Source organism: Albimonas sp., from assembly GCF_055129145.1.
The window spans coordinates 32,615-57,941 of record NZ_JBSRTQ010000003.1 but is presented as its reverse complement, the minus strand read 5'-3'; the positions used below and the strand labels follow the sequence as shown (position 1 = coordinate 57,941).

The window sequence follows — 25,327 nt, the reverse complement described above, 5'->3', positions numbered from 1 at the left end:
AATGCGATGAGCCCGCTCGACCGCAACCCACCGATCCTGCGCGGAGATGGAGAAGGCTCCGTCCAGGTGCATCCCGACAGCAATCTCAAGATCGAGGGGGCGAAGGTGTTCGCCGTCTACGGCAAGGGCGGCATCGGCAAATCGACCACGTCGTCGAACCTCTCGGCGGCGTTCTCCAAACTGGGCAAGCGCGTGCTGCAGATCGGCTGCGATCCCAAGCACGACTCGACCTTCACCCTCACGAAAAGCCTGGTGCCGACCGTCATCGACACCCTCAAGGCGGTGGACTTCCACGCGGAGGAGCTGCGCCCCGAGGATTTCGTGCATGTCGGCTACAACGGCGTGATGTGCGTGGAGGCCGGCGGCCCGCCCGCGGGCACCGGCTGCGGCGGCTACGTGGTCGGCCAGACGGTCAAGCTGCTCAAGCAGCACCACCTGCTCGAAGAGACCGACGTGGTGATCTTCGACGTGCTGGGCGACGTGGTCTGCGGCGGCTTCGCGGCCCCCCTGATGCATGCCGACCGGGCGGTGGTGGTGACGGCGAATGATTTCGACTCGATCTACGCGATGAACCGCATCCTCGCGGCGGTGGAGGCGAAGTCGAAGAACTATCCGGTGCGCCTCGCGGGCTGCATCGCCAACCGCTCCAAGGACACCGACGAGGTCGACCGCTACTGCCGCACCGTCGGCTTCAAGCGGCTGGCGCATTTCCCGGATCTGGACGCCATCCGGCGCTCTCGCCTCAAGAAGTGCACGCTCTTCGAGATGGAAGGCGACGACGTGGCGCTGGTGCAGGCCGAATACATCCGCCTCGCGCAGTCGCTCTGGGCCGGCACCGATCCGCTGGCGCCCAAGCCCCTGGAAGACCGCGAGATCTTCGAATTGCTGGGATTCGATTGATGGACGCCGCCTGGACCGTCACCCGCGACCGGCTCGCGGCCTATTTCGACCGGACCGCGTTCGAGAACTGGGCCCGCCTGACCTCGGACGCCCCCGTCAGCCGGATCCGCGCCACGGTGCGCGCGGGTCGGGAGCGGACGCGGGCGGCCCTGCTGGCCGGCCTTCCCGCCGACCTGACAGGGGCCCGCGTGCTCGACGCGGGCTGCGGCGTCGGGCAGCTCGCGGTCGCCGCCGAGGCGCGCGGCGCCGAGGTGCTGGGCGTCGACATCTCCGACAACCTCCTAGGCATCGCGCGCAGCCATGCGGCGGAGGCGGGCGCGAGCCGCGCCAGCTTCATCGCCGGCGACATGCGCGACCCGGCCCATGGCCGGTTCGATCATGTGGTCGCGATGGACAGCCTCATCCACTACCGCGTCGCCGACATCGCCGACGCGCTGGCGGCGCTGGCCCCGCGGGTCAGCCGCTCGATCCTCTTCACCGTCGCCCCGCGCACCCCGATGCTGCGCGTCATGCACGCCGCCGGCAAAGCCTTCCCGCGCGGCGACCGGGCCCCGGCCATCGTGCCGGTCAGCAACCGCGCGCTCGCCCGCGCCATCGCCGCCCGGCCGGAGCTTTCCGGCTGGCGGCTCTCCGTCGGAACGCGGGTTTCGACCGGCTTCTACATCTCCCAGACGATGGAGCTTTCGCGGTGATCAGGCGGCTGCTGGCGAAGATCGGGATCAAGTCGGAGGGGGCGGCCGAGCCGCACCCGCTTACGAAATTCGGGCTTTCGATGCTGCCTTTCGCCGACGCGGCCTCGCCCGGCCTGCCGCTCAAGCGGCTGCTGCGGCTGTCGCTGTTCCAGGTCTCCGTCGGCATGGCGACCGTCATCCTGCTGGGCGCGCTCAACCGGGTGATGATCGTCGAGCTTGGGGTGGCCGCCTCGCTGGTCGCCGCCATGGCCGCGCTGCCGGTGCTGATCGCGCCGTTCCGCGCGCTGGTGGGGTTCCGGTCGGACACCTTCCGCTCCGCGCTCGGGTGGAAGCGGATTCCCTATTTGTGGTTCGGCTCGCTCTGGCAGTTCGGGGGCCTTTCGATCATGCCCTTCGCGCTGCTGATCCTGTCGGGCGATCAGGTCTGGGGACCGGCCTGGGCGGGCCATGTCGGCGCCGCCGCGGCCTTCGCCATGACCGGCGTCGGCCTGCACATGACCCAGACCGCGGGCCTCGCCCTCGCCGCCGACCAGGCGGATGAGGAGCACCGGCCCCGGGTCGTGGCGCTGCTTTACGTGATGCTGCTCGCCGGCATGGCGGTCAGCGCGCTGGTGCTGGGGTGGCTGCTGCGGGACTTCTCCTCCCTTCGGCTGATCCAGGTGGTGCAGGGCGCCGCGGTCGCCACCCTGCTCCTGAACGTCATCGCCTTGTGGAAACAGGAAAAACTGGTCCCCATGGACCGCGCGGCCCGCGAGGCGCCGCGCCCGAAATTCTCCGACGCCTGGCGCGACTACGCCGCCGGCGGCCGGGCGGGACGGCTGCTGGCGGTCACCGCGCTCGGCGCCTGCGCCTTCTCCATGCAGGACATTCTGCTCGAGCCCTATGGCGGGCAGGTGCTGGGGCTGAGCGTTTCGGCCACCACCTCGCTCACCGCGCTCTGGGCGCTCGGCGCGCTCGCGGGCTTCGGCCTCGCCTCGCGCTGGATGCAGGGGCGGCTCGGGGCCTGCGGGGTCGCGGCGCGCGGCCTCGCGGTCGGGATCGTCGCCTTCTCCATGGTCATTTTCGCCAACCCCGCCGGGCTCGACGCGCTGTTCTTTGCGGGCGCGGCCCTGATCGGGCTGGGGGTCGGCCTCTTCTCCGTCGCCACGCTGACGGAGGCGATGGGCCTGGCGGCGGAGGGCGGCGCGGGCCTCGCGCTCGGCGCCTGGGGGGCGGCGCAGGCCACCGCCGCGGCGCTCGGCATCGCGTTCGGCGGGATCCTACGCGACGTGATGGGCGAGGTCGCCATGTCCGGCGCGCTGGGCGAGGCGCTGGCCTCCCCCGCCACCGGCTACGCCGCGGTCTACCATCTCGAGATCGCGCTTCTCTTCGTCACTCTCATCGTTCTGGGGCCCCTGGCCGGACGGCGCCGCGGCGCCCGGCAGGACGCCCGCATCGGGCTTGCGGAGTTCCCGACATGACCCTCCGCCGCCCGTCCCTTTCCCTCGGAAACCCGCGCCTCAAGGAGACATCGACATGACCGAGACCATCGTCGGAACCGTGGATTTCGCCCTCGTGGCGCTCTACGCCTTCTGGATCTTCTTCGCCGCCCTGATCTGGTACCTGCAGCGCGAGAACATGCGCGAGGGCTACCCGCTGGTCGACGAAAGCGGCGCCATCGCCGCCAACCAGGGCCTGTTCACCCTGCCCTCCGCCAAGACCTTCCGGCTGCCCTTCGGCCGCGGCTCGGTCACCGTGCCCTCCGACAACGGCGACAAGCGGGTTCCCGCGATGGCCCGCGAGTTCGAGTTCTCCGGCTATCCCTACGAGCCGAGCGGCGACCCGCTCGCCGACGGCGTCGGCCCCGCCGCCTTCGCCCAGCGCCGCGACGTGCCCGAGCTCGACGGCCACGGCCTGCCCAAGCTCGCCCCGATGCGGATGGCCGAGGGCTATTCCGTCGCCGCCGGGCGCGACCCGCGCGGCCTGCCGGTGATCTCGGGCGACGGCGTCGAGGTCGGCCACATCACCGACATCTGGGTCGACCGGCCCGAGCATATGGCCCGCTACCTGGAGCTCGAACTCTCCGGCGGCGGCGGCCGGCGCCTGCTGCCGATGCCGCTGGCCCGCGTCCGGAAATCCGGGGTGAAGGTGCACGCGCTTTACGCCTCGCAGATCCCGGGCGTGCCGCAGATCAAGGCCGAGGGCGAGGTCACCCTGCTCGAGGAGGACATGATCTCCGCCTACTGGTGCGGCGGCAAGCTCTATGCCGATCCCGCGCGCCTCGAGCCGCAGATCTGAGGGGGGACCTGACATGACGCATGACGACTATCGCATCGAGCCGATCCGCGGCCTGCCCGGCATCCCCCCCGAGGGCGAGGCGATCCTGTGGCAGGGCGCCCCGGACTGGCGGGCGCTGGCGCTCGACTCGATGGGTCTGCGCTGGGTGATGCTCTACTTCGCGGCGCTGGCCGTGTGGCGGCTGGGGGTCGACTTCGACCGCGACCCGGTCGCCGGGATGCAGGGCGCCGCCCTCTTCCTGGTGATGGGGGTCGGGGCCTGCGCGATCCTGACCGCCATCGCCTGGGTGCTGGCCCGCGCCACCGTCTACACCGTCACCAACCGCCGGGTCGCCATGCGCATCGGCGCCGCCCTGACCGTCACGCTGAACCTGCCCTATCGCTGGATCGGCGCGGTGGACCTGAAGCGCGGGCCGTTCGGGTCTGGCACGCTCGCCCTGTCGCTGATCGGCGACGACCGGATCTCCTACTTCGTGTGCTGGCCGCATGTGCGGCCCTGGCATATGCGCCGCACGCAGCCCGCGCTGCGCTGCATCCCCGACCCCGAGACCATCGCCCGCCTGATCGCCGGGGCCGCCGAAACGCGCCTGGAGGAGCAGGTCTTCGACGCCGCCGGGGTCCGCGCCCCCGCAGCCGTCGCCGCCGAGTAAAGGGAACCCGCCATGCACGCCGCCCCCGCTTTCAGAGGTCCCGAGCGCGACCGCATCCCCCGCGGCCTGCTGCGCGCCATCGCCCTGCTGATCCTGACCAGCCTGACCATCGTCGCCTACGCCCGGCTCACCGGCGCGCCGCCGGCGGCCCAGCCCTCCGACTCGCCCGTGGTGGCGGCGCGCGACATCGTGATCGTCTCCCAGCCCGACGGCGCGGCCCGGGTCCTGGACGGCGAAGGGGCCCTGGTGCTGGAGCGCGGGCCCGGAAAAGCCGGTTTCATCGCCGGCGTGGGCCGCGCCATGAACCGGGTGCGCGTGGTCGCCGACGCCGACATGCTCGCGCCCGCGCATCTGACCTTGCATCAGGATGGCAGCCTGAGGCTCTATGATCCCCAGACGGGCTGGCGGGTCGAACTCAAGGCCTTCGGAAAAGACAATGAAGCGGTGTTCGCCGAACTTCTGCCGCCCCCAGCCCATGACGCAAGGGGAGTTGCGAAATGAGCCTTCTGACGAGAAAGCGTGAAACGGTGCCTTGCACCGTGGAAGTATCCCACCGCTTCGAGAGCCTGCACGCCCATGTCCGCTTCAACGACGGATCGGTGGTGCATCCGGGCGACGAGGTCGTGGTTCATGGCGCGCCGGTCATGGCCGCCTATGGCGAAGTGATCAGCGTCGATCGCAGCGCCACCATCACCCGCGCCACCCTCGCCGAACGGCTCTGGACCCGCGCCACCGGCGATTTCGAGTTCATGGAGCTCTGTGAGTTCAGCTTTTCCGAGGAGATCCGGCTGTGAACGCAAGGTCAGGCTTCCCCAACGCCAAGCGCGACGCCCCTCCCAACGAAACCACCGAGATGGCGACGGAGACGACGCTGCTCGCGCCCCGGTTCTACACCACGGATTTCGAGGAGATGGACCGCATCGACGTGACCCCGGTCCGCGCCGAGTGGGACGTGCTGATCGCCGAGATGAAGGCCGATCCCAACAAGACCCATTTCAAGAAGACCGCCGACTGGGACGTGGTCGACTTCGAGGGCATGGAGCCGGAGCTGCGCAAGGAGCTGACCGACTTCCTGGTATCCTCGCTGACCGCCGAATTCTCGGGCTGCGTGCTCTACAAGGAAATGAAGCGCCGCGGGTCGAACCCCGACATCTGCGAGCTTTTCGCCCTGATGTCGCGCGACGAGGCCCGCCATGCCGGCTTCATCAACGATGCGCTGCGCGAGGCCAATATCGCGGTCAATCTCGGGTTCCTGACCCGGGCGAAGAAATACACCTACTTCCGGCCCAAGTTCATCTATTACGCCACCTATCTGTCCGAGAAGATCGGCTACGCCCGCTACATCACCATCTTCCGGCACCTGGAGCGTCACCCCGAGAACCGCTTCCACCCGATCTTCAAGTGGTTCGAGCAGTGGTGCAACGACGAGTTCCGCCACGGCGAGGCCTTCGCCCTGCTGATGCGCACCGACCCCAAGCTGACCCAGGGGCTGAACAAGCTGTGGATCCGCTTCTTCCTGGTCGCGGTCTTCGCCACCATGCATGTGCGCGACCACGCCCGTCCCGCCTTCCACAAGGCGCTCGGCGTCGACATCGACTGGTATGACGATCAGGTGTTCCGCATCACCTCCGAGATCTCGCGCCAGGTGTTCCCGGTGGAGATCGACCTCGACAATCCGCGCTGGCAGAAGGGTCTGACCGCGATGCGCGGCAGGTTCGCCGACCTCGACGCGGCGCGCAAGCGGGGCGGGATCGGCGGCCGGGTCGCGGCGGGCTGGCATTCGGCGCGGATCGCGGCCGGCTTCGTCGGGCTCTACGCCATCCCGGTCAAGCGCACCGCGCCGCCGGTTTCCAGCCGCCTCGAGCCGGTCTGGTGATGGCCCCGACCGCATCCCGGCGCGGAGGGACCGCGCCATGACCAGCGGCTGGGCGGCGGCGCTGATCGCGCTGTTCGTGTGGTGGTTCTCCACCGGCATCATCCTGCTGGTGGTCAACCGCACGGAGCGGGCGGGCGGCGCCGCCCCCGGCCGCGCCACGCTTTTCGCCCTGCCCGCGCTGGGGCTCGGCGCGGCCGGGGTGATCTGGAGCGGCGGCGACGCCTCGGCGCTCGGGGCCTATGTCGCGTTCCTGTCGGCCATCGTCATCTGGGGCTGGATCGAGCTCGCTTTCCTGACCGGCGTGATCACCGGCCCGGCCTTCCGCGCCTGCCCTCCGGGCGTGCCGGAATGGGAGCGGTTCATCCGCGCCTGGGGCGTCATCGCCTATTCCGAAATGAGCCTGATCGCCGCGCTGGCCGCGCTGTGGCTGCATCTGGAGGGCGCCGCCAACCCGGTGGCCTTCTGGACCTTCGCCACCCTGTTCTGCGCCCGGCTGACCGCCAAGCTGAACCTCTGGCTCGGCGTGCCGCGGGTCCATGCCGAAATGCTGCCCCAGCGCCTGGCGCATGTGGCGAGCCATTTCCGCACCGCCCGCCCGACCCTGTTCTTCGCCTTTTCGGTGACCCTGCTGACGCTGGCCGCCGGCGGCTGGATCTGGATGGCGATCGTCGCCGCCACCCCGGCCGAGATGATCGGCGCATCGCTCGTCGCGTCCCTCACCACGCTCGCGCTCGTCGAGCACTGGCTGATGGTCGTTCCCATTCCCGACAGCGTCCTGTGGCGCTGGTTCGAATCCCGTGGCGCTCGGAAGACCGCGCCCAAGAGCACCTGACCAGAGAACGCGAGAGAGGACACGCCATGGACCAGAAGACCCGTTTCGACGCCGCCTTCCAGACACAGCTCGACGCGTTGCGCGCCGAAGGCAACTACCGCTGGTTCGCCAATCTGGAGCGTCACGCCGGCGACTTCCCCCGCGCCACGCGCCGGCATGACGGCGGCGAGGGGCCGGTCACGGTCTGGTGCTCGAACGACTATCTGGGCATGGGCCAGCATGAGGGCGTGCGCGAGGCGATGAAGGCCGCCATCGACCAGTGCGGCGCGGGCGCCGGCGGCACCCGCAACATCTCCGGCACCAACGTGCATCATGTGGCGCTGGAAGCGGAGCTCGCCGATCTGCACGGCAAGGAGGCGGCGCTGCTGTTCACCTCGGGCTACGTGTCGAACTGGGCGACGCTCTCGACGCTCGGCGCCCGTCTGCCCAATTGCGTGATCCTGTCCGACGCGCTCAACCACGCCTCGATGATCGAGGGGGTGCGCCATTCGCGCGCCGAAGTGAAGATCTGGAAGCATAACGATCTCGCCGACCTGGAGGCCAAGCTCGCCGCCATCGCGCCCGGCCGCACCAAGCTGATCGCCTTCGAGAGCGTCTATTCGATGGACGGCGACATCGCCCCGATCAAGGAGATCTGCGACCTCGCCGACCGCTACGGCGCGATGACCTATCTCGACGAGGTCCACGCGGTCGGCCTCTACGGCCCCCGTGGCGGCGGCGTGGCGGAACGCGAAGGCCTGATGGACCGGATCACGGTGATCGAGGGCACGCTCGCCAAGGCCTTCGGCGTGGTCGGCGGCTATATCGCGGCCTCCGAGGCGCTGTGCGATTTCGTGCGCAGCTTCTCCTCGGGCTTCATCTTCACCACCTCGCTCCCCCCCGCCGTGGCGGCGGCGGCCTGCGTGTCGATCCGGCACCTGAAGGAAAGCGACGTGGAGCGTCAGGCCCAGCGCCGCGCGGTGGCGATGCTGCGGGCGCGGCTGGACCGATTGGGCATTCCGCACCTGCCCAACCCGTCGCATATCGTGCCGGTGATGGTCTGCGACCCGGTGAAGTGCAAGATGCTGTCGGACATCCTGCTGGACGAGCACGGGATCTACGTGCAGCCGATCAATTACCCGACCGTGCCCAAGGGGACCGAGCGCCTGCGCTTCACCCCTTCGCCGCTGCACAGCGAGGCCGATATCGACCGCCTCGCCACCGCGCTGCACAGCCTGTGGAGCCAGTGCGCGCTCGCCCGCGCCGCGGCCTGACCTTTCGCGGCGCCGGCGGGGCCTTGCGCCCCGCCGGTCAGGCGCCGCCGCGCGGTTTCCGCACGACCATGGTCATGCCCGCGCCGACCGCCGCATTTGGGCGAAGCGCGAAGCCGAAGGCCCCGTAAAACCCCTCCTTGCCCTGCGCGGACATCAGGCCGACCGTGGCCCCGTCATGGGCGCGGCGCGAGATCTCGTCCATGAGCGCGCCCACGATGCGCTTGCCGAGGGCGCGGCCGCGGAACTTCGGCGCGACGATGATGTCCTGCAGATAGAAATACAGAACGCCGTCGCCGACCACCCGCCCGAATCCGGCGAGCTCCGGGCCCGCCCGGCAGGTGACGCTGATCAGGCCGCGGGAGAGCGCCTCGCGCGCGGTCTGCGCATCGATGGTTCCCCAGCCGCAATCGGCGCGGAGCCGGATGAACGCGTCCGGCTCGGGCGCGACCAGCTCGATCGAGATGTGGTCCAGAGGATCATCCCGGTTCAAATTCATGCCCTTCGCGGTTGAGGATGCTTTCGACCCGGGCGAACTCCGCCTCCGGGCACAGGATATGCTCGCCGTCGAAGGTGCAGATCACGAAGACCCCGATGCCCGCGCCCGAGATCGGTGAGATCAGCCCGGCCAGCACCCCGGCCGCATCGAACGGAACCGGGCCGAGGCTGCGAAAACAGGCCCAGCCGCGCTGCGCGATCTGATCGGCGGGGATCCGGTCTTCGCGGCAGACCACCGTCAGCTCGTCGTCGGCGCGGACGATGGCGCAGAAGCCGGGGCCGTTCGCCCAATCGGGGATCCGCGCCTCCGCCGCCAGCCGGGCGACGCCGTAGCGCCCCACAATCTCGCGCAGTCTCATGGCTCCCCCCCCGTCGAAAAACCGCCGCGCGTTCGGGCGGGACGGGCCGGGCGTCATCATGGAGCGATTTCGAGCGCGCGAAAAGATCGCGCCGCGCCCGGGTCCCTAGTCCGGGCGCGGCGCGCGTCTCCGGGGTTGGCGGCGGCGGCTCAGGCGCCCACCGCCCTCGGGGACGAGGCTTCGCCCAGGGCTGCCAGCGCGCAGGCGACGATGTCAGGCGCGGTCAGGCCGGCTTCGGCATACATCCGCTCCGGCGTGTCCTGGTCGATGAAGCGGTCGGGCAGCGTCAGGGTGCGGATGCGCAGGCCGTGGTCGAGCGCGCCTTCGGCCGCCAGCAGGTGCAGCACATGCCCGCCGAACCCGCCGGCGGCGCCTTCCTCGATGGTGATCAGCGCGGCGTGGTCGCGGGCGAGGCGCAGGATCAGCTCGCGGTCCAGCGGTTTCGCGAAGCGCGCGTCGGCGACGGTGCAGCCGAGGCCGCGCGCCTCCAGCGCCTCCGCCGCCGCGAAGCATTCCGTCAGACGTCCGCCCAGCGACAAGAGCGCCACCGAAGACCCCTCGCGCAGCACGCGGCCGCGGCCGATCTCCAGCACCTCGGGCTCCTCGGGGATGGCGACGCCGGTTCCCGACCCGCGCGGGAAGCGCACCGCGATCGGGCCCGCGTCATGCGCCGCAGCGGTGGCGACCATGCGCGCGAGCTCCGCCTCGTCCGACGCCGCCATCACCGTGAAATTGGGCAGCGTGCACAGATAGGCGAGGTCGAAGGCCCCGGCATGGGTCGCCCCGTCCGCCCCCACCAGCCCCGCCCGGTCGATCGCGAAGCGCACGGGGAGGTTCTGCAGGGCGACGTCATGCACCACCTGGTCATAGGCGCGCTGCAGGAAGGTGGAATAGATCGCGCAGAACGGCTTCATCCCGGCGGCGGCGAGGCCGGCGGCGAAGGTCACCGCGTGCTGCTCGGCGATGCCCACGTCATAGGCGCGCTCGGGGAAGCGGGCGGCGAGTTTCGAGACCCCGCACCCCTCCGCCATCGCCGCGGTGATGCCGATGACTTTCAGGTCCTGCGCCGCGGCCCGCACCAGCGCATCCCCGAAGACCGAGGTGTAGCTGGGCGCGGAGGGTTTGCCCTTGGCCTGCTCGCCGCTGACCACGTCGAATTTCGCCACGCCGTGATACTTGTCGGCGCTGATCTCGGCCGGGGCGTAGCCGGCGCCCTTGCGGGTCAGGCAATGGATCAGCACCGGGCCGTCGGCGCGGGCATGGGCCGCGCGCAGCACCCCCAGCAGCTGGGTCATGTCATGCCCGTCGATGGGCCCGACATAGGTGAAGCCGAGCTCCTCGAACAAGGTCCCGCCCAGCGCCACGCCGCGCACCAGATCGCGGGCGCGGCGCGCGCCTTCCTGCGCCACCCCCGGCAGCAGCGCGGTCACGCCCTCGGCGATGGCCTTCAGGTCGGGCAGCGGGCCGCCGGCGTTGATCCTGGAAAAATAGTCGGAGAGCGCACCCACGGGGGGCGAGATCGACATCTCGTTGTCGTTGAGGATCACGAACATCCGCGCGCCCATCGCGCCGGCGTTGTTCATCGCCTCCCACGCCATGCCGGCCGACATCGCGCCGTCGCCGATCACCGCGACCACGTCGCCCACATTCTCCGCGCCATGGGCGCGCGCCGCCGCGAATCCCAGCCCGGCCGAGATCGAGGTCGACGAATGCGCCGCGCCGAACGGGTCGTAGGGGCTTTCGGAGCGTTTGGTGAAGCCCGAGAGCCCCCCGCCCTGGCGCAGCGTGCGGATGCGGTCGCGCCGGCCGGTGAGGATCTTGTGGGGGTAGCACTGGTGCCCGACGTCCCAGATGATCTTGTCGCGGGGCGCGTCGAAGACCGCGTGCAGGGCCACCGAGAGCTCGACCACGCCGAGGCCCGATCCCAGATGCCCGCCGGTGACGGAGACGGCGGAGATCACCTCGGTCCTGAGCTCGCCCGCCAGCCGCGCCAGCTCCGCGTCGGTCAGCGCCTCCAGGTCCGCGGGGCGCTTCACCCGATCGAGCGTCGGGGTGTCGGGGCGGCGGGAGGGGTCGGGAATGGCGGTGGCGGCGGTCATGGCGCGCTCCCTTCAATGGGGCCGCCGGGACCGGACGTCCGGCCAGGGCGGGAGGGGGGGAGGCGGCGCCGGGCCGCCCCCCGCCTCAGTCGTAGGTCGGCGTCGCGGAGACGAGCTCCGGCCAGTCGCCGAGCATGCTCTGCCCCAGCAGGGGCTTCGCCGCCCCCTGGTGGCAGGTCAGGCAGTAGACCTTGGGCGCGTCGCCCATCGGCCCGAGCCGGTGCGGCGGCAGGATCTCGGCCAGCGGCGCCACCCAGGTCTGGTTGATGTCCTGCACCATCGAGATGCCCAGCGTCGCCAGCGTCCATTGCGGGGTCATCTGGGCCGGCTCGTTGATCGCCCTGGTGTTGTGGCAGTAGGTGCAGTTCACGCCGAGGCTCTGGGTGAAATGCATCATCAGGGCGTAGGTACGCTCGGTCTCCTTGATGCCGGGCGTGCCGACATTGGACGCCCGCGGCGCCAGGTCGTTGACCGCGACCAGCTCGCCGTCGAGCAGATAGGCCTCGATCGCGTTCGCCGGCAGCGAGGTGTAGTTGGTCAGCGGCATCGCCCGGTTCTGGTAGGCCGCCTGCGACCCAGACGCCTCGTTGATCGGCGGCAGCTTGCTCCAGACGTTCTCCGGCACGTTCTGGCCCCGGTGACAGGTGTAGCAGGTGACGCCGGTGGGCGCGGTGTGCACGTCCCAGTCGGCGTTCAGCGACCGGGTCATCTGGATCATCTTGCGGGCGACGTTCTTGGTGTAGACGTCGTCGGAGGCGAAGCCTTCGTCGACATGGCAGTAGGCGCAGCCCTGCTCCGGGGACACCCATTCGGTGATCCCGGCCATCAGACGGTTGAAGTTGTCCACCGTCAGGTCGCCGAGGACCTGCACGTTCTCATAGGCGTCCTTGGCGAGCAGGGCGCCCTCCTCGGGAACCCAGGGGGCCTCGGAGGCGGGCAGGACGTTGACCGCGGCCAGGGTCTCGAGCTTCGAGTCCGGGTCGATCCTCACCATGCCCGTGCCGCGCGGCCCGGTCTGCTGGGCGTTCTTGTCCAGCGGATTGCCCAGCATGACGATCAGGGTGAGGGCGACCACGCCGCCGCCCAGGACCGAGATCGGAAGGGCGAACTTGATGGCGTCGTTCAGGTCGAAGCGGGTCCTGGTGCTCCACTCGAACAGCCACTTGAACTTTCCAGAGGGTCCGAACATCGCGATTACTCCCCACCGGTCGTGTAGGCTTCGTAGCCGTAGGCGCCGTCATAGGCCGGGGCGAAATGGTGCTCCACCGCCCAGAGATACCAGTTGTCGACGACGGTCCCGGTCAGAAGGATGCCGATGCCGCCGGTGATGGGCGTCAGCACCGCGAACCACCAGGCCCAGCGATGGATGCCCTCCATCGTGGCGTTGAAGCCCATGGTCCAGCGCCAGAAGAGGGCGGCGCGCTCGGACGCCGTGCCGCGGTCCACGATCTGCTCGATCTCGCGGTCGCCGCCGAGGCGGGTGACGGCGAGGATGGTGGCGCCGTGCATCGCGAAGAGCAGCACCGAGCCGTACAGGAAGACGATCGAGAGGCAGTGGAACGGGTTGTAGTAGAGGTTGCCGTAGCGCAGCGAGAAGGCCGTGGTCCAGTCGAGATGCGGGAAGATGCCGTAGGGCACCGCCTCCGACCAGGCGCCCATCAGGATGGGTCGGAAGAGGTTGAGCACCAGCGGCAGCCAGAGCGCCGCGGCGAAGGCCCAGGCGACATGCGTGCCCATGCCCAGCGCCTGGGCGCGGAGGTAGGAGCGGACCCACCAGCAGCTGACCGAGACCAGGAAGAAGAACGAGGAGATGAACCACCACCCGCCATTGTCCAGCGGCGGCACGCGCAGTCCGTTCTCGGGTCCCGGAGGCTCCAGCGCCAGCCAGAAGCCCTGGCGGAAGAACTCGGGGATCGACCAGCCGACCTGAGCCAGCATGTTGAACCCGATGATGTTCAGGCACAGCGTCCCGGTGACCAGGGAGATGACCCCGAACCAGCCCAGATGGATGGGCCCGAGCTGGGCGTTGCCGATCCAGCCCAGCAGGTTGGAGAAGCCGGTGTCCTGGCTGCGCTCGTTTTCCGCGCCGCCCCCGGCGAGGCCCATCTCGGCGGGACCTCGCACCTGGAATTGGGTGAAGACGTTCTGATACTCGGCCATTTTCTTAGAACCCTCCCTGGCCCGGCCAGATCGGCAGCTCGAGCCACCAGTTCCACCACTCGGGCCAACCTTTGGTCCAGAGCGGGCCGGAGATGATGATGCAGACCGCGCTCCAGAACCCGGCGTTGAGCGCCAGCAGCAGGCCCAGCCGGTGGATGCCGAGCGTGCCGACGGAGTAGCCGATGAAGTCGCGGAAGTAGGTGTCCTCGTGATCCGGCGAGCGGACCTCTTCGCCCTTCGCCGGGTTCACCGCCGAGAGGATGAGCGAGCCGTGCAGCGACAGCGCGAAGGTGGTGGTGAAGAAGAAGGTCACCCCCAGCATGTGCGCCGGATTGTAGTGGAAATGCAGGTACTGGTAGCCGACGTTGGACACCCAATCGAGGTGACTGAAGATCCCGTAAGGGAAGCCGTGCCCCCAGGCGCCCATCAGCAGCGGGCGGAAGATCACCAGCGTGACGTAGGCCAGGATCGCGAAGCTGTAGGCGACGGGCACGTGATAGCCGATGCCCAGCTTTCGGCAGATCTCGACCTCGCGCAGCGCCCAGCTGATGAAGGAGGCGGTGGCGCAGATGGTGATGATCTGCCAGAGCCCGCCGTCGGCGAGCGGCGCGAGGCCGAGCCCGTAGGACAGGTCCGGCGGCGCGATGGAGATGGTCCAGGGGTTGAAGGTCCCCTGCAGGGCGGCGCCCCAGAAGATCAGGATGGTGCCCAGCGACGCGAAAAACGCCGTCGTGACGCCGAAGAAGCCGACGTAGAAGGGACCGACCCAGAAATCGAACAGCTCGCCGCCGATCAGCGTGCCGCCCTTGACCCGATACTTCTTCTCGAAATTCAGCAAGGCCATGTCGCGTCCCTCGAGTCTTGCCGTCGGCCCGCGCCGACGCGGTTCGTGATGCAGGCGGGGCGCGAACCCCGCCCGCGTTGCGTGATCTGGTTCGGGACCGCAAGAAGCGGTCCCGAACAGTTCGTCACTTGGTCTCCGCGACCCCGTACTTCTCGGCCGAGACTTCGAACCAGTTGTACCGGTCCGTCGAAAGCAGCACGAGATGGATCATCACCGCGAGCAGGAAGAGAAACACTCCCTGCGCAACGAAGACGCGCCGCGGATCGAAGATCAGCCATATCTTGTAAAATTTGCTCATTGATCTTCTCCCTTAGATCCAGGGACGCCAGATGAGGACCAGCAGATGCGCGACCACCGCGACCGCCGTGAACAGCATGAAGCCGCTCATGTAGACTGAGTGAAGTTCTTGCGCCTGATCATCGGTCAGGCCGGTGAACGACACATCTTTGTCGTCAGTCATTTCGCTCCTCCGGAAGCTTCGACTGTCGCCGCGACACTCTCGCGGCCGAGCATCGAACGAAGTGCGCCCTCGTCGACGATACCGGCCCGGGTATTCGGGTCGGAATGAGGCGACGCCGTCTCAGGCGTCGAAGATGGTCGGGGTGATCTCCCGCGCCCGCGCCTGGGCGCGGCGCAGAAGACCCGGGCCGGCGAAATCGCCATGGGCCGCGGCGACCAGGCTGCGGACCAGCGCGCCGGGCAGGCTCAGCGCGAAGACCAGCACGAAGTAGAGGCCGTATTCGAAGGAGCGCGACTGTCCGGCATGCGAAGCCCTCACGTCGCTGGTGAAATCGGTCATGCGGACGCCCTCCCTTGGCGTTGTGTTCCCGACCGGTCTCCGGCGGGGGATGGGCGGCCGCTTTCCGCGGCCGTCCGGGGCGCCAGCGCCGCGACCACATCGCGGCCGACGCTGTCTTCGCCGCGGGCGAGCGCGTTGCGCTCGGCCTCGTCGCGCAGCATGCGCGCGGCGGAGATGCGGGTGAGGATCGGATGCGCCGCGACCATCTCGTCGAGCAGCGCCTGCGCCTCCGCGTCCCAGGGCAGATCCCGGCGCAGCGCGGAGGGCGTCGCCTCGGCCGCGTCCATGTCCGTGCCCAGCGGCAGGATGTGGAACAGCGCGTCGAACAGCGCGTTGCACGTCTCCTGCAGGATCCAGACCGCGCCGGCGTAGCCCATGTAGGGCGTGCCCGTGGCCCGCCTTATGGCGGCGCCGGGGAAGCTGGCGGCGATGAAGGTCGGGGCGGGCCCATGGCCGCCCTTGGTTTCGGCAAGATACATCTTCTCGTTGATCGACCCGAACACGATCAGCGGGCGCTGGTTGCGGATCATGCCGCGGATCGCCTCGCTGTCGGTCTTCTTGCCAGCGATCCGCTCGATCGCGAAGGCGCAGGGCATGCCCAGATCGGTTTCCAGATACCGGCGGATGCCGCGGGCGTAGGTCTCGTTCGCCGCCACCGCGAAAGTGGCCGTGGCGAAGAAATCCTGGGTGACGGATCGCCACAGGTCCCAGACCGGCTTCAGGGTCGAGTGCTTCTCACGCGCGATGAAGGGCTCGGGGTCCAGCTCCAGCAGTTCGCCCAGCTTGCGCAGGAAGAGCGTGGTGCTCTCCAGCCCGATGGGCGCTTGCAGGTAGGGGCGGTCCAGCACCTCGGCGAGGCCGCGGCCGAACTCGCGATACATCACGACGTTGACTTCGGCGTCGACCAGATGCGGCAGCTGGGCGACATGGGCGCCGAGCGGGTAGACCATGTTGACTTCGGCGCCGATCCCCTCGACCAGCCGCCGGATCTCGGCGAGGTCGGAGGCCATGTTCCACACGCCGTACATCGGCCCGAGGATGTTGACCCGCGGCTTCTCCCCCCGCGGCTTCGACTTGGGCGACCGGCCCTTGGTCATCCCGAATTCCTGGAAAGCCCAGGTCATCGCGCGGTCGGCGGTCTGCCACTGGTCCTCGTCGATGGTCCGGGGCAGGAAGCGCTGGATATTCGTGCCCATCGGCGTCACGCCGCCGCCGATCATCTCGGCGATGGACCCGGTGACCACCACCGAGGGCAGCGCGGGGTCGAGCGTCGCCCAGGCCCGTTTCATCGAGCCTTCGGTGCCGTCGCGGCCGAGCTCTTCCTCGCCCAGCCCGGTGACCACGATGGGAAGCTCGTGCGGCGGCAGGGCGTCGGTGTAGTGGAGGACGGAAGTGACGGGGAGGTTCTCGCAACCTACCGGGCCGTCGATCACCACCTGCAGGCCCTTGAGGGCGCAGAACGCGTAGACCGCGCCCCAGTAGCCCCCTGCCCGATCATGATCCTGGATCAGCATCAGATCATCTCCGCCGCTTTCGCGGCCTTGGCCTTGCGTTCCATCTTCTTGAGATTTCGCGCGCGGAATTCGGGGCGCAGGTTGGGCGAGCCTTCCCAGATCCCGGCCGTGTCGCCGGTTCCGACCCCTTCGAAGAAGCCACGCATGGCGTTGAGCCGCTCGCGGCCCCCGATCGCGGCCATCACCACCTGGGCGAGCGACCCCGCGCCGGCCGGCCCCATCAGCGGGCGCGCCGAGATCAGGTTGGTGAAGTAGAGCGCGGGAATGCCCATCTGCTTGGCCTTCTGCACCACCGGGGTGGTGCCGATGGCGAGATCCGGGCGGATCGCCTCCATCGCCATGCAGTCGTCTTCCAGCGAGGCGCGGAATTTCACCGTGACGCCCTTGGCTTCCAGCCAGGCCCGGTCGGGCTCCGACCAGCGGGTTTTCGGGCAGGCGGTGCCGACGTAAGGCACGTTCGCGCCGCTTTCGATCAGCAGGCGGGCGACCAGCAGCTCCGAGCCCTCGTAGCCCGAGACCGTCACCGTCCCGTCGATCCGGTTGGCGGCGAGCGCGCCGGCGATGGCGCCGTCGACCCGGTTCTGCGCCTCGGCCACCTTGTCGGCCGGAATATTCAGCGCATCGCCGACCGCGGCGAGCCAGGCGGCGGCGCCGTCGCGTCCCACGGGCGCGGAGCCGATCACCGGACGGCCCGCGGCCTCCAGCTCGCGCACCGAGGCGGTGTAGAAGGGATGGATCGCGGCGGCCGCGGCCCCGTCGAGGGCGGCGTAAAGCTCGCGCCATTCGCGGCAGGGCACAGTCGGCCCGGCGGCGAGGCCCATCGGGGCCAGCATCGCGCCGATCATCATCGGGTCGGCCGGGAACATCTCGCCCAGCAGGGTCACGGTCGGGCGGTCGCCGCGCCCCGCGGCGGGGGCCTGCACCGGGCCCGCCTGAACCTCGCGCCGCGCATAGGCCAGCATGGCGCCGGCGAGGATGTCCTTCGCCTCGGCATGGGTCGGCACGCCGAAGCCCGGGACGTCGATCCCCACGATGCGGACCCCGTCGATCTGGTCGGGCAAGAGCCGCAGCGGCACGCCGGAGGCGGAAGGCACGCAGAGGTTGGTGACCACGATGGCGTCGTAGCGCGCGGGGTCGGCCAGCTCATGGACCGCCTCGCGGATGTCCTCGAAGAGCTTGCCCGTCACCAGGCTCTCGGAATTGAAGGGCACGTAGCCGACCGAGCGGCGGGCGCCGTAGAAATGGCTCACGAAGGTCAGCCCGTAGACGCAGCAGGCCGAGCCCGAGAGGATCGTCGCGGTGCGGCGCATCCGAAGGCCGACGCGCAGCGACCCGAAGGCGGGGCACATGCTCTGCGGCTTGTCGTGCGGGCCCTGCGGATAGTCCTCGGCGTAGCGGGCGAGGATCTCGCCGGCGCCGTTTTCCGCGGCCTGGGCGCGCAGATCGGTCGACGAGCAGGAGACGCCATCCGTCCCGACCTGGATCGGGGCGGACAGGGGGGCCTCGACCGCCTCTTCGGACGGCCCTTCGGCCTCGGCGCGCAAGACGAAAGTCTGCTCGCTGTCGTCGTAGCGGATCGGGCCCCGGGCGGTCATGCGCGGGCTCCTGCGAACGGGCAGCGGGAGATGTCGGAGCTGGGCGTCGGCAGGGCAGAAACCTGCGCGGTCCGTACGGCGGGCCGCTTGCGGGGCGTGGGGGCCGCAGCCGGGGCGCTGTCGATCAGCGACCCGAGCCGGCTTTCCACGAAGGCGAGAGCGTCGAGATCAAGCATGGTCGTACACCACTTCCAGGCTTTCGCGGACCACGCCCAGCTTGCCGCGCATGTCCTCCGCGGTGGCGGGGACCAGGACGAAATCGCCGCCGGTGTCCTTGCTGTCGAAGAGGCCCAGCAGACCGTCCTGGGTCAGCGGCGCCGGCTGCTGCGGGGGCGCGAGGCCCACCTGGTCGGCGAGCGCGCCGAAGAGCGACCCCCACTGGCTCTGCGCCGTGCCGACGATCTGGTAATTGGCGGATTTCTTGCGCAGGTCGTCGTCGGCGGGGATCGAGGCCAGCACCGGGATGCCGACCGCCTTCGCGAAGGCCGCGGCCTCGCCCGACCCGTCGTCCTTGTTGACCACCATGCCGGCGACGCCGACATTCCCGCCCAGCTTGCGGAAATATTCCACCGCCGAGCAGACGTTGTTGGCCACATAGAGCGATTGCAGGTCGTTCGACCCGACCACGATCACCTTCTGGCACATGTCCCGGGCGATCGGCAGGCCGAAGCCGCCGCAGACCACGTCGCCCAGGAAGTCGAGCAGCACGTAGTCGAAGTCCCAGTCGTGGAAGCCCAGCTTCTCCAGCGTCTCGAAGCCGTGGATGATGCCGCGCCCGCCGCAGCCGCGGCCGACCTCGGGTCCGCCCAGCTCCATCGCGAAGACACCGCCGCGCTTGAAGCAGACGTCGGAGACGGTGATCTCCTCCCCCGCCAGGCGCTTGCGGGTCGAGGTCTCGATGATCGTCGGGCAGGCCTTGCCGCCGAAGAGCAGGCTGGTGGTGTCGGATTTCGGGTCGCAGCCGATCAGCAGCACCCGCTTGCCCTGCTCGGCCATCATGTGGCTGAGATTGGCCAGCGTGAACGACTTGCCGATGCCGCCCTTGCCGTAGATGGCGATGATCTGGGTCTTGGAGGTCGCCTCGCCCACCGGGATCGCGTCGAGCGGCTGGTTGGCCTCGTCGCGCAGCGCCTTGTCGAAATCGGCGAGGGCCTTGGAGCCACGCTTCAGATCGGGCATTTCGAAGTTGGCGGTCATGCGGTTCCCTCCCAATCGAGGATCATTTTCAGGCAGGCCGGGTCGCCGAAGGCTTCGGCGTAGGCCGCGGGCGCCTCGGTCGCGGGGCGCCGGTGAGAGATCAGGCCGTCGAGCGACAGGCGCCCGCTTTCCACCAGCATCCGGGTGGCGAGCATGTCGTCCGGGGTCCATTCCGCGGCGACGCGGATCCGGATCTCCTTCATGAAGGCCGGCACGAAGGCGAAGGACATGCGCCCGGTGTAGAAGCCGGCCAGCACGATCTCGCCGCCCTTGGCCATCCGGCCCACCAGGCTGTCGAGCAGGTCGGGCGCGCCGCTCGCGTCATAGACGGCGCGATAGTCGCGGCGCGGGTCGGTCTCGGGGTCGATGACCTCGTAGCCCTCGGCGCCGAAGCGGCGGGCGGGCGAGGTCTCCCACACCGTGGGGGGCGGGCCGCCGGCGGCGACGGCGAGGCGGGCGAGCAGCCGGCCGACGACGCCGTGACCGACGATCAGATCGGGGGGCGCGTTGCGCAGCCCGGCGATGGCGTGGCGGGCGGTGGCAGCGAGCGCCAGGATCGCGCCCTCGGCCTGCGGCCCGAAGTCGAGCGGGACGAGGCGGGATCCGCCGGTGACCAGCGTGCTGGCCGAGCCGCCGAAGAGACCGCGCAGCTCGCCGAAGCAGCTGGCGCCGGGGACGAACACCGCCTCGCCGACGCGGCGGCCCGAGTCGCGGCCGGCCTCGACCACTTCGCCCACCGCCTCGTAGCCGGGGACCAGCGGGTAGCCCATGCCGGGGAACGGGGGCATGCCGCCCGTCCAGAACAGTTTCTCGGTGCCCGAGGAGATGCCCGACCAGCGGATGGCGATGACGGCGTCGGCCGGTCCCGGGGCGTTCAGCGCGACCGTTTCCAGATCGATGCGTCCGGGTTGGGACATGACGGCGGCGCGGGTCTCCATGGTCCGACTTCCTTTCCGCCCTCGTCTGCCGGAGGGCTCAGGCCCCTGCGTCAGGTGGCATGTGTCAGTCTAAGTGGACATGTCTTTATGTCAATCTTAATTGTCGCAGGGGTGGAAAGTTGTCAGAATTTTCTTACAGACTGGCGCGGCTTGCGCGCGGCGACCACGGTCGCCGCGAAGGACCGGGTCCGGCGCGCCACGCGGATCGCCTCGAAGCCCGCATCCGCCAGCAGACGGACATGGGCTTCGGGGGCGCGCGCGGCGCCGGAGGTCATGGCCAAGGTGTAGAAGGCGAAATAGGCGTCGCCGACCCGGTCGGGCCTGCGCCCGCCGCCCATCGGCTCGGCCACCACGATCCGCCCGCCCGGTGGCAGGGCGGCGAAGACGCGCCCCAGAATCGCCCGCGCGTCCGCGTCGTCATGGTCGTAGAGCACGCGCACCAGGCTCGCCGAATCGGCGCCTTCGGGCAGCGGCGCCGCGATCATGTCGGCGCCCCGCGCCTCCAGCCGGTCCGAGAGCCCGGCGCGTGCGAACCGCACCCGCGCCTGATCGGCCACCGCCGGCAGGTCGACGAGCCGGCCGCGCAGCCCCGGCAGGCTGCGGGCCGCGATCTCCAGGAACGACCCGTCGCCGCCGCCGACATCCATATGCAGCCCCGTGCGCGGCAAGACGCCCGCGCGCAGAACCTCCTCGGCGACCATGGCCTGGGAGGCGGACATCAGGCGGGAATAGCGCGCCGCCTCCTCCGCCGACGGGTCGCCCCGGCGCACATAGGACCAGTAGCGAGCGAGCGAGGGCTCGGTCTCGCCCCGCAGCAGGGCCGCGGGATCGGCGAGATCGGCGTAGAAGAAACGGTGATGGCGCACCATTTCGCGAACCCCCGGCGCACCGAGGGTCGCCGCGCCGAGCGGGCCAAGACCCCAACCCTCGCCCTGCGCCGCCAGCAGCCGAAGCGAGGCGGCGGCGCGGCACAGCCGCTCCATCCCCTCCGCCGGCAGCCCGGTTTCGGCGGCGAGCGCGGCGGCGGAGCGGGGGCCGTCGCGCAGCCGCTCGAACAGCTCGAGCTCGACGCAGGCCGCAAGCGTCTGGGAATAAACGAAGCCCGACACCAGATCGAACAGCGCCCGCGCCTCGCGCCGCGCGAAGGGGCGGGTGAGGGGGAATCGGTCGGCCCAGCTCTGGAAGGCGGGGGAGGCGATCAGCGCGTCACGCCTGCGCCGCAAGGCCGCCGCCGCCCGCGCCCCGAAGGCGGGCGAGCGGCGCGCGTCGGTCAGGGGATCGGACAGGACCGCCACCGGTCAGGCGGCGGCCTCGACGAGACCGGACGGGGTCAGGCGCTTGGCCTGCAACCGCACGATCTCGCGCAGGGCCCCCGCGCCCCGGCAATCGGGGATCGAGGCGACGGCCTCCTCGAGAATCGTGGTCAGACGCCGGACGGCGCCGGCGACGCCGAGCTCGGTCACCGCGCTCGGCCGGGCGAGCGCCAGGTCCTGGCCGGCGGGCTTGCCCAGCTCCGCCTCGGTCAGCAGCGCGTCGCGCAGATCGTCGGCGACCTGATAGGCCTCCCCGATCCGGGCGCCCATCAGCTCCCACCGGTCGGGATCGGCGCCGGCGGCGAGCGCGCCCATGCGGGTCGCCGCCACGAACAGCGCCCCGGTCTTGGCCTGGTGATAGGCGGAAAGGTCGACCGTGGTCTCGCTTTCCCACGCCTGCCCCGCGCAGATGCCGAAGGGCGCGCCGGAGAAGCGGGCGAGCGTCGTCACCAGCCCGCCCAGCCGCGCATGGCTGCCCGAGGCCGCGCAACCGTCGGCCAGCGCCTCGAACGCCGCGACGATCAGGGCGTCGCCGGCGAGCAGCGCGATCGATTCGCCATAGGCCGCGTGGACCGAGGCGCGCCCCCGCCGCACGCCGGCGTCGTCGAAGCACGGCAGATCGTCATGGGCGAGGCTGGCGCAATGGATCAGCTCCACCGCCGCGGCGGCCGAGTCGGCCAGCTCCGGCGCATCGTCGCCGCAAGCCGCGGCGACCGCGACGCAGAGCTGCGGGCGCACGCGCGCCCCGCCCGGAAATACGGCATGGTCCATGGCGTCGGCGAGGCGCGGCGGACCCGAGCCCTCCCGCCGGCGACGCATCACGCCGCGCAGCGCGGCTTCGATCCTGGAGGCGGCGTCCATCGACATTCTCCCTGGCTGCGTCCCGGCCCGATGGGCTTCGCCCGAGGGGTCGGACGCGCGGATTGCGCGAACGGGGCGGTCTCGCTCGCCGCCATATGTCAATCAAACTGGACAGACGGCGACATTCCGTCAATAAAATAATACATCATGGCGCTTTCTTCGGACAACAGAGTGGTGGTGGTGGGGGCGGGCTTCGGCGGCCTGGCGGCGGCGGCGCGGCTGGCGCATGCGGGCTGCCGGGTGACGCTGGTCGAAAGCGCGCCCGCCCCCGGCGGCAAGGCGCGGGCCGTCGCGAGCCCCGCCGGCCCGATCGACGCGGGCCCCACGGTGCTGACCATGCGGCGGGTGTTCGACGCGCTCTTCGACGATCTGGGCGAGGATCTCGACGCGCATGTCCGCCTGATCGCCTCGCGCCGGCTGGCGCGGCATGGGTGGGAGGACGGCTCGCGCCTCGACCTCTATGCCGACCCGGCCGAGTCCGAAGCCGCGGTCGCAGCCTTCGCGGGGCCGCGCGCGGCGGCGGAATTCGCCGCCTTCTCCGACCGCGCCCGACGCCTGTTCACCGCCTTCGAGACGCCGTTCATGCGGGCCGAGCAGCCGACCGCGCTGTCGGTCTCCCGCGCGCTGGCGTCCTCCGCGCCTCGCCTTCTGCGCGACATGGCCCCGGGGCGCAGCCTCGCCGGGGCGCTGCGCGGCGCCTTCTCCGACCCGCGCCTGCGCCAGTTGTTCGGGCGCTACGCCACCTATGTCGGCGGCTCCCCCTTCCAGACGCCGGCCATGCTGATGCTGGTATGGCATGCGGAGGCGTCTGGCGTCTGGCGGGTCGAGGGCGGGCTGCACGGGCTCGCCGCCGCTGTGGCGGGCCTCGCCGCGCGGGCGGGAGCCGATCTGCGCTACGGGACCGCGGTCACGCGCATCCTGACCGACGGCGGCCGGGTCTCCGGCGTGATCCTCGCGGATGGCGAACGCCTGCCCGCCGACGCCGTGGTGTTCAACGGCGACCCCGACGCGCTCGCCCGCGGGCTGCTCGGCCCCATCCCCGGCGCCCGCCCCCGCGCGGCCGCGCAAAGATCGCTGTCGGCCGACGTCTGGGCCTTCGCGGCGGAAGCCGAGGGTTTCCCGCTGATCCACCACAACGTGCTCTTCGCCCCCTCCGCCCGCGACGAGTTCGACCCCATCGCCCGCGGCGCCCGCCCCCCCGACCCCACGATCTACATCTGCGCCCAGGATCGCGGCGACGCCGCGCCCGACGCGCCCCCGCGCCTCGAGCGCTTCGAAATCATCCTCAACGCCCCGCCCATGCCCGAGGGCCGCGACGATCCGCAGGAGCATGCAGCATGCCTGGCCACACTGACCCGCCGCCTGGCGGCCTGGAACCTTCGGCTCTCCCCCCCGCCGGACCGCGCCGCCCTGACCACGCCGAGGGATTTCGCGAAGCGGTTCCCGGGGACGGACGGCTCGATCTACGGGACCAGCCCGCACGGGGAGACGGCGGCGCTGAAGCGACCGACGGCGCGCACCGCGCTGCCAGGCCTCTACCTGACGGGCGGGGGCACGCATCCGGGGCCTGGAGCGCCGATGGCGACCCTGTCCGGCGGCCTGGCGGCGCAGGCCCTGCTCTCGGACCTCGCTTCGACGCCGAGGTTCCGCCGGGCGGCTACGCCTGGTGGTATCTCGACGCCATCGACCATGAGGCGCGGCGCGCGGTTTCGGTGATCTTCTTCATCGGCTCGGTATTCTCGCCCTGGTATGTCTGGGCGGGGCGGCGCGATCCGCTGAACCATTGCTGCGTGAACGTGGTGCTGTCGGGCCCCGGCGGCCGCTGGACGATGACCGAGCGCGGCGCGGGAGAGGTCGAGCGCGGCGCCACCCGCCTGCGCATCGGGCGAAGCACGCTTGAATGGGCGGGCGGGACGCTGACCGCAAGCCTCGACGAGCGCGCCTTCCCCCATCTCGACCGGGTGCGGGGCCGCCTCGTGATCCGCCCCACGGCGCTGAGCGGGGTGGAGGTGCGGCTCGACCCCGAGGCCCACCACATCTGGCGCCCCTACGCGCCGCGGTCCCGCGCCGAAGTGGGGTTCGAACGTCCGGATTTCCGCTGGGAGGGGGAGGGCTATTTCGACGCCAACGCCGGCGACCGTCCGCTGGAGGCCGACTTTCGGCGCTGGCACTGGAGCTGCCTGCACGGGCCGGAACGGTCGACCGCGCTCTATGACGTGGAGCGACGCGATGGCGGGCGCATGGCGCTCGGCCTCGGTTTCGACGACGCCGGGGGGGTGCGGAGGGTGGATGCGCTCGAGCCCGCCCCCCTGCCCCGCGGTTTCTGGCGGGTGGCGCGCGAGACCCGGGCCGATCCCGGCGTCCGGCCGCGGACGCTCCGCACGCTGCTCGACGCGCCGTTCTACGTCCGCTCCGCCATCCGGACCCGCATCGATGGGGCGGAGGGGCTGGCGATGCACGAATCCCTCGACCTCGACCGTTTCGCCCATCCGCTGGTCCGCGCCGCGCTGGCCTTCCGCATTCCCCGCCGACGCGGGAGACCTCGTGTCGGGACGGATTGACCGCGGGCCTCGCAGCCGGCCCCCGGTGCGCTAAGTTCCGCTCCGACCCCAATCGCAGCGGGCAGGAGCCGATGGACCGAAAACCTTTCGTCCCGCGCGGGCTCGCCGTTCCG

General features: G+C 70.5%; 27 protein-coding genes. 12 read left to right on the top strand and 15 right to left on the bottom strand.

The genetic code is table 11. The features are described 5' to 3' along the window. The first annotated feature begins 6 nt into the window (after positions 1-6). The 10 genes from bchL to hemA all read left to right on the top strand — a co-directional run bounded on the left by bchL (position 7) and on the right by hemA (position 8,479). Entirely contained in the window at positions 7-900 is an 894-nt protein-coding gene (bchL, locus tag ACTB72_RS01230; RefSeq protein WP_463035151.1) for a ferredoxin:protochlorophyllide reductase (ATP-dependent) iron-sulfur ATP-binding protein, read from the top strand. Continuing rightward, on the top strand, positions 900-1,592 hold the full coding sequence (gene bchM, locus ACTB72_RS01225; RefSeq protein WP_463035150.1) for a magnesium protoporphyrin IX methyltransferase: 693 nt from the start codon (positions 900-902) through the stop codon (positions 1,590-1,592). Before bchL ends, bchM begins: the two co-directional genes overlap by 1 nt. An 80-nt stretch (positions 1,593-1,672) precedes the next feature. Next, positions 1,673-3,052 carry an MFS transporter gene (locus ACTB72_RS01220; RefSeq protein WP_463035165.1) on the top strand — a complete coding sequence of 460 codons (1,380 nt, stop codon included), beginning with the start codon at positions 1,673-1,675 and terminating at the stop codon, positions 3,050-3,052. Between the two features lie 55 nt (positions 3,053-3,107). Then, positions 3,108-3,869, top strand: a complete 762-nt coding sequence (puhA, locus tag ACTB72_RS01215; protein WP_463035149.1) for a photosynthetic reaction center subunit H — start codon at positions 3,108-3,110, stop codon at positions 3,867-3,869. A gap of 13 nt (positions 3,870-3,882) precedes the next feature. After that, entirely contained in the window at positions 3,883-4,518 is a 636-nt protein-coding gene (puhB, locus tag ACTB72_RS01210) for a photosynthetic complex putative assembly protein PuhB (protein ID WP_463035148.1), read from the top strand. A gap of 12 nt (positions 4,519-4,530) precedes the next feature. After that, entirely contained in the window at positions 4,531-5,019 is a 489-nt protein-coding gene (gene puhC, locus ACTB72_RS01205) for a photosynthetic complex assembly protein PuhC (RefSeq protein WP_463035147.1), read from the top strand. Then, entirely contained in the window at positions 5,016-5,312 is a 297-nt protein-coding gene (locus tag ACTB72_RS01200) for a hypothetical protein (protein WP_463035146.1), read from the top strand. Before puhC ends, ACTB72_RS01200 begins: the two co-directional genes overlap by 4 nt. Next, positions 5,309-6,394: a magnesium-protoporphyrin IX monomethyl ester (oxidative) cyclase gene (gene acsF / locus ACTB72_RS01195; RefSeq protein WP_463035145.1), complete on the top strand. Its 1,086-nt coding sequence runs from the start codon at positions 5,309-5,311 to the stop codon at positions 6,392-6,394. Before ACTB72_RS01200 ends, acsF begins: the two co-directional genes overlap by 4 nt. Before the next feature lie 37 nt (positions 6,395-6,431). Then, complete coding sequence (gene puhE / locus ACTB72_RS01190; protein WP_463035144.1) at positions 6,432-7,226, top strand: putative photosynthetic complex assembly protein PuhE; 795 nt, start codon at positions 6,432-6,434, stop codon at positions 7,224-7,226. 26 nt (positions 7,227-7,252) lie between these two features. Then, entirely contained in the window at positions 7,253-8,479 is a 1,227-nt protein-coding gene (gene hemA, locus ACTB72_RS01185; protein WP_463035143.1) for a 5-aminolevulinate synthase, read from the top strand. Between the two features lie 37 nt (positions 8,480-8,516). On the opposite strand, the gene ACTB72_RS01180 is transcribed toward hemA, so the two are convergent. The 15 genes from ACTB72_RS01180 to ACTB72_RS01110 form a co-directional block, all read right to left on the bottom strand. Next, a complete protein-coding gene (locus ACTB72_RS01180; protein WP_463035142.1) occupies positions 8,517-8,975 on the bottom strand; it encodes a GNAT family N-acetyltransferase in 459 nt (152 codons plus the stop codon). After that, a complete protein-coding gene (locus ACTB72_RS01175) occupies positions 8,956-9,333 on the bottom strand; it encodes an ACT domain-containing protein (RefSeq protein WP_463035141.1) in 378 nt (125 codons plus the stop codon). The genes ACTB72_RS01180 and ACTB72_RS01175 overlap by 20 nt, the downstream gene beginning before the upstream one ends. Positions 9,334-9,482: 149 nt before the next feature. Beyond that, positions 9,483-11,432 (bottom strand): 1-deoxy-D-xylulose-5-phosphate synthase, encoded by a 1,950-nt coding sequence (gene dxs / locus ACTB72_RS01170; RefSeq protein ID WP_463035140.1) that lies wholly within the window; start codon positions 11,430-11,432, stop codon positions 9,483-9,485. Between the two features lie 85 nt (positions 11,433-11,517). Next, the gene (gene pufC / locus ACTB72_RS01165) at positions 11,518-12,621 is read right to left on the bottom strand and encodes a photosynthetic reaction center cytochrome PufC (protein ID WP_463035139.1); all 1,104 of its coding nucleotides are present in this window, start codon (positions 12,619-12,621) and stop codon (positions 11,518-11,520) included. A gap of 5 nt (positions 12,622-12,626) precedes the next feature. Further along, entirely contained in the window at positions 12,627-13,592 is a 966-nt protein-coding gene (pufM, locus tag ACTB72_RS01160; RefSeq protein ID WP_463035138.1) for a photosynthetic reaction center subunit M, read from the bottom strand. Positions 13,593-13,596: 4 nt separating this feature from the next. Next, the gene (gene pufL, locus ACTB72_RS01155) at positions 13,597-14,436 is read right to left on the bottom strand and encodes a photosynthetic reaction center subunit L (protein WP_463035137.1); all 840 of its coding nucleotides are present in this window, start codon (positions 14,434-14,436) and stop codon (positions 13,597-13,599) included. Between the two features lie 124 nt (positions 14,437-14,560). Next, positions 14,561-14,734: a light-harvesting antenna LH1, alpha subunit gene (pufA, locus tag ACTB72_RS01150; protein ID WP_463035136.1), complete on the bottom strand. Its 174-nt coding sequence runs from the start codon at positions 14,732-14,734 to the stop codon at positions 14,561-14,563. Between the two features lie 12 nt (positions 14,735-14,746). Continuing rightward, positions 14,747-14,896 carry a light-harvesting antenna LH1, beta subunit gene (pufB, locus tag ACTB72_RS01145; RefSeq protein ID WP_463035135.1) on the bottom strand — a complete coding sequence of 50 codons (150 nt, stop codon included), beginning with the start codon at positions 14,894-14,896 and terminating at the stop codon, positions 14,747-14,749. A 120-nt stretch (positions 14,897-15,016) separates the two neighbouring features. Next, complete coding sequence (pufQ, locus tag ACTB72_RS01140; RefSeq protein ID WP_463035134.1) at positions 15,017-15,235, bottom strand: cytochrome PufQ; 219 nt, start codon at positions 15,233-15,235, stop codon at positions 15,017-15,019. Further along, positions 15,232-16,749 (bottom strand): chlorophyllide a reductase subunit Z, encoded by a 1,518-nt coding sequence (gene bchZ, locus ACTB72_RS01135; RefSeq protein ID WP_463035133.1) that lies wholly within the window; start codon positions 16,747-16,749, stop codon positions 15,232-15,234. The genes pufQ and bchZ overlap by 4 nt, the downstream gene beginning before the upstream one ends. Next, positions 16,749-18,344 carry a chlorophyllide a reductase subunit Y gene (gene bchY / locus ACTB72_RS01130; RefSeq protein ID WP_463035132.1) on the bottom strand — a complete coding sequence of 532 codons (1,596 nt, stop codon included), beginning with the start codon at positions 18,342-18,344 and terminating at the stop codon, positions 16,749-16,751. The genes bchZ and bchY overlap by 1 nt, the downstream gene beginning before the upstream one ends. A gap of 168 nt (positions 18,345-18,512) precedes the next feature. Beyond that, positions 18,513-19,523 carry a chlorophyllide a reductase iron protein subunit X gene (locus ACTB72_RS01125; RefSeq protein ID WP_463035164.1) on the bottom strand — a complete coding sequence of 337 codons (1,011 nt, stop codon included), beginning with the start codon at positions 19,521-19,523 and terminating at the stop codon, positions 18,513-18,515. A 14-nt stretch (positions 19,524-19,537) separates the two neighbouring features. Further along, a complete protein-coding gene (gene bchC, locus ACTB72_RS01120; protein ID WP_463035131.1) occupies positions 19,538-20,479 on the bottom strand; it encodes a chlorophyll synthesis pathway protein BchC in 942 nt (313 codons plus the stop codon). 122 nt (positions 20,480-20,601) lie between these two features. Further along, entirely contained in the window at positions 20,602-21,774 is a 1,173-nt protein-coding gene (locus ACTB72_RS01115) for a methyltransferase (RefSeq protein ID WP_463035130.1), read from the bottom strand. Positions 21,775-21,777: 3 nt separating this feature from the next. Then, complete coding sequence (locus ACTB72_RS01110) at positions 21,778-22,653, bottom strand: polyprenyl synthetase family protein (RefSeq protein WP_463035129.1); 876 nt, start codon at positions 22,651-22,653, stop codon at positions 21,778-21,780. A gap of 147 nt (positions 22,654-22,800) precedes the next feature. On the opposite strand from ACTB72_RS01110, the gene crtD reads away from it, so the two are divergent. Together crtD and ACTB72_RS01100 are read left to right on the top strand one after the other, a co-directional pair. After that, positions 22,801-24,369 carry a 1-hydroxycarotenoid 3,4-desaturase CrtD gene (gene crtD, locus ACTB72_RS01105; RefSeq protein ID WP_463035128.1) on the top strand — a complete coding sequence of 523 codons (1,569 nt, stop codon included), beginning with the start codon at positions 22,801-22,803 and terminating at the stop codon, positions 24,367-24,369. Next, positions 24,366-25,214 (top strand): carotenoid 1,2-hydratase, encoded by an 849-nt coding sequence (locus tag ACTB72_RS01100; RefSeq protein ID WP_463035127.1) that lies wholly within the window; start codon positions 24,366-24,368, stop codon positions 25,212-25,214. Before crtD ends, ACTB72_RS01100 begins: the two co-directional genes overlap by 4 nt. The last annotated feature ends 113 nt before the right edge of the window (positions 25,215-25,327 follow it).

Bases quoted from the DNA above. Each gene is read 5' to 3' on its own strand.
- bchL (WP_463035151.1), top strand. From the start codon at position 7: ATGAGCCCGCTCGACCGCAACCCACCGATCCTGCGCGGAGATGGAGAA.
- bchM (WP_463035150.1), top strand. From the start codon at position 900: ATGGACGCCGCCTGGACCGTCACCCGCGACCGGCTCGCGGCCTATTTC.
- ACTB72_RS01220 (WP_463035165.1), top strand. From the start codon at position 1,673: ATGCTGCCTTTCGCCGACGCGGCCTCGCCCGGCCTGCCGCTCAAGCGG.
- puhA (WP_463035149.1), top strand. From the start codon at position 3,108: ATGACCGAGACCATCGTCGGAACCGTGGATTTCGCCCTCGTGGCGCTC.
- puhB (WP_463035148.1), top strand. From the start codon at position 3,883: ATGACGCATGACGACTATCGCATCGAGCCGATCCGCGGCCTGCCCGGC.
- puhC (WP_463035147.1), top strand. From the start codon at position 4,531: ATGCACGCCGCCCCCGCTTTCAGAGGTCCCGAGCGCGACCGCATCCCC.
- ACTB72_RS01200 (WP_463035146.1), top strand. From the start codon at position 5,016: ATGAGCCTTCTGACGAGAAAGCGTGAAACGGTGCCTTGCACCGTGGAA.
- puhE (WP_463035144.1), top strand. From the start codon at position 6,432: ATGACCAGCGGCTGGGCGGCGGCGCTGATCGCGCTGTTCGTGTGGTGG.
- hemA (WP_463035143.1), top strand. From the start codon at position 7,253: ATGGACCAGAAGACCCGTTTCGACGCCGCCTTCCAGACACAGCTCGAC.
- ACTB72_RS01180 (WP_463035142.1), bottom strand. From the start codon at position 8,975: ATGAATTTGAACCGGGATGATCCTCTGGACCACATCTCGATCGAGCTG.
- ACTB72_RS01175 (WP_463035141.1), bottom strand. From the start codon at position 9,333: ATGAGACTGCGCGAGATTGTGGGGCGCTACGGCGTCGCCCGGCTGGCG.
- dxs (WP_463035140.1), bottom strand. From the start codon at position 11,432: ATGACCGCCGCCACCGCCATTCCCGACCCCTCCCGCCGCCCCGACACC.
- pufC (WP_463035139.1), bottom strand. From the start codon at position 12,621: ATGTTCGGACCCTCTGGAAAGTTCAAGTGGCTGTTCGAGTGGAGCACC.
- pufM (WP_463035138.1), bottom strand. From the start codon at position 13,592: ATGGCCGAGTATCAGAACGTCTTCACCCAATTCCAGGTGCGAGGTCCC.
- pufL (WP_463035137.1), bottom strand. From the start codon at position 14,436: ATGGCCTTGCTGAATTTCGAGAAGAAGTATCGGGTCAAGGGCGGCACG.
- pufA (WP_463035136.1), bottom strand. From the start codon at position 14,734: ATGAGCAAATTTTACAAGATATGGCTGATCTTCGATCCGCGGCGCGTC.
- pufB (WP_463035135.1), bottom strand. From the start codon at position 14,896: ATGACTGACGACAAAGATGTGTCGTTCACCGGCCTGACCGATGATCAG.
- pufQ (WP_463035134.1), bottom strand. From the start codon at position 15,235: ATGACCGATTTCACCAGCGACGTGAGGGCTTCGCATGCCGGACAGTCG.
- bchZ (WP_463035133.1), bottom strand. From the start codon at position 16,749: ATGCTGATCCAGGATCATGATCGGGCAGGGGGCTACTGGGGCGCGGTC.
- bchY (WP_463035132.1), bottom strand. From the start codon at position 18,344: ATGACCGCCCGGGGCCCGATCCGCTACGACGACAGCGAGCAGACTTTC.
- ACTB72_RS01125 (WP_463035164.1), bottom strand. From the start codon at position 19,523: ATGCCCGATCTGAAGCGTGGCTCCAAGGCCCTCGCCGATTTCGACAAG.
- bchC (WP_463035131.1), bottom strand. From the start codon at position 20,479: ATGGAGACCCGCGCCGCCGTCATGTCCCAACCCGGACGCATCGATCTG.
- ACTB72_RS01110 (WP_463035129.1), bottom strand. From the start codon at position 22,653: ATGGACGCCGCCTCCAGGATCGAAGCCGCGCTGCGCGGCGTGATGCGT.
- crtD (WP_463035128.1), top strand. From the start codon at position 22,801: ATGGCGCTTTCTTCGGACAACAGAGTGGTGGTGGTGGGGGCGGGCTTC.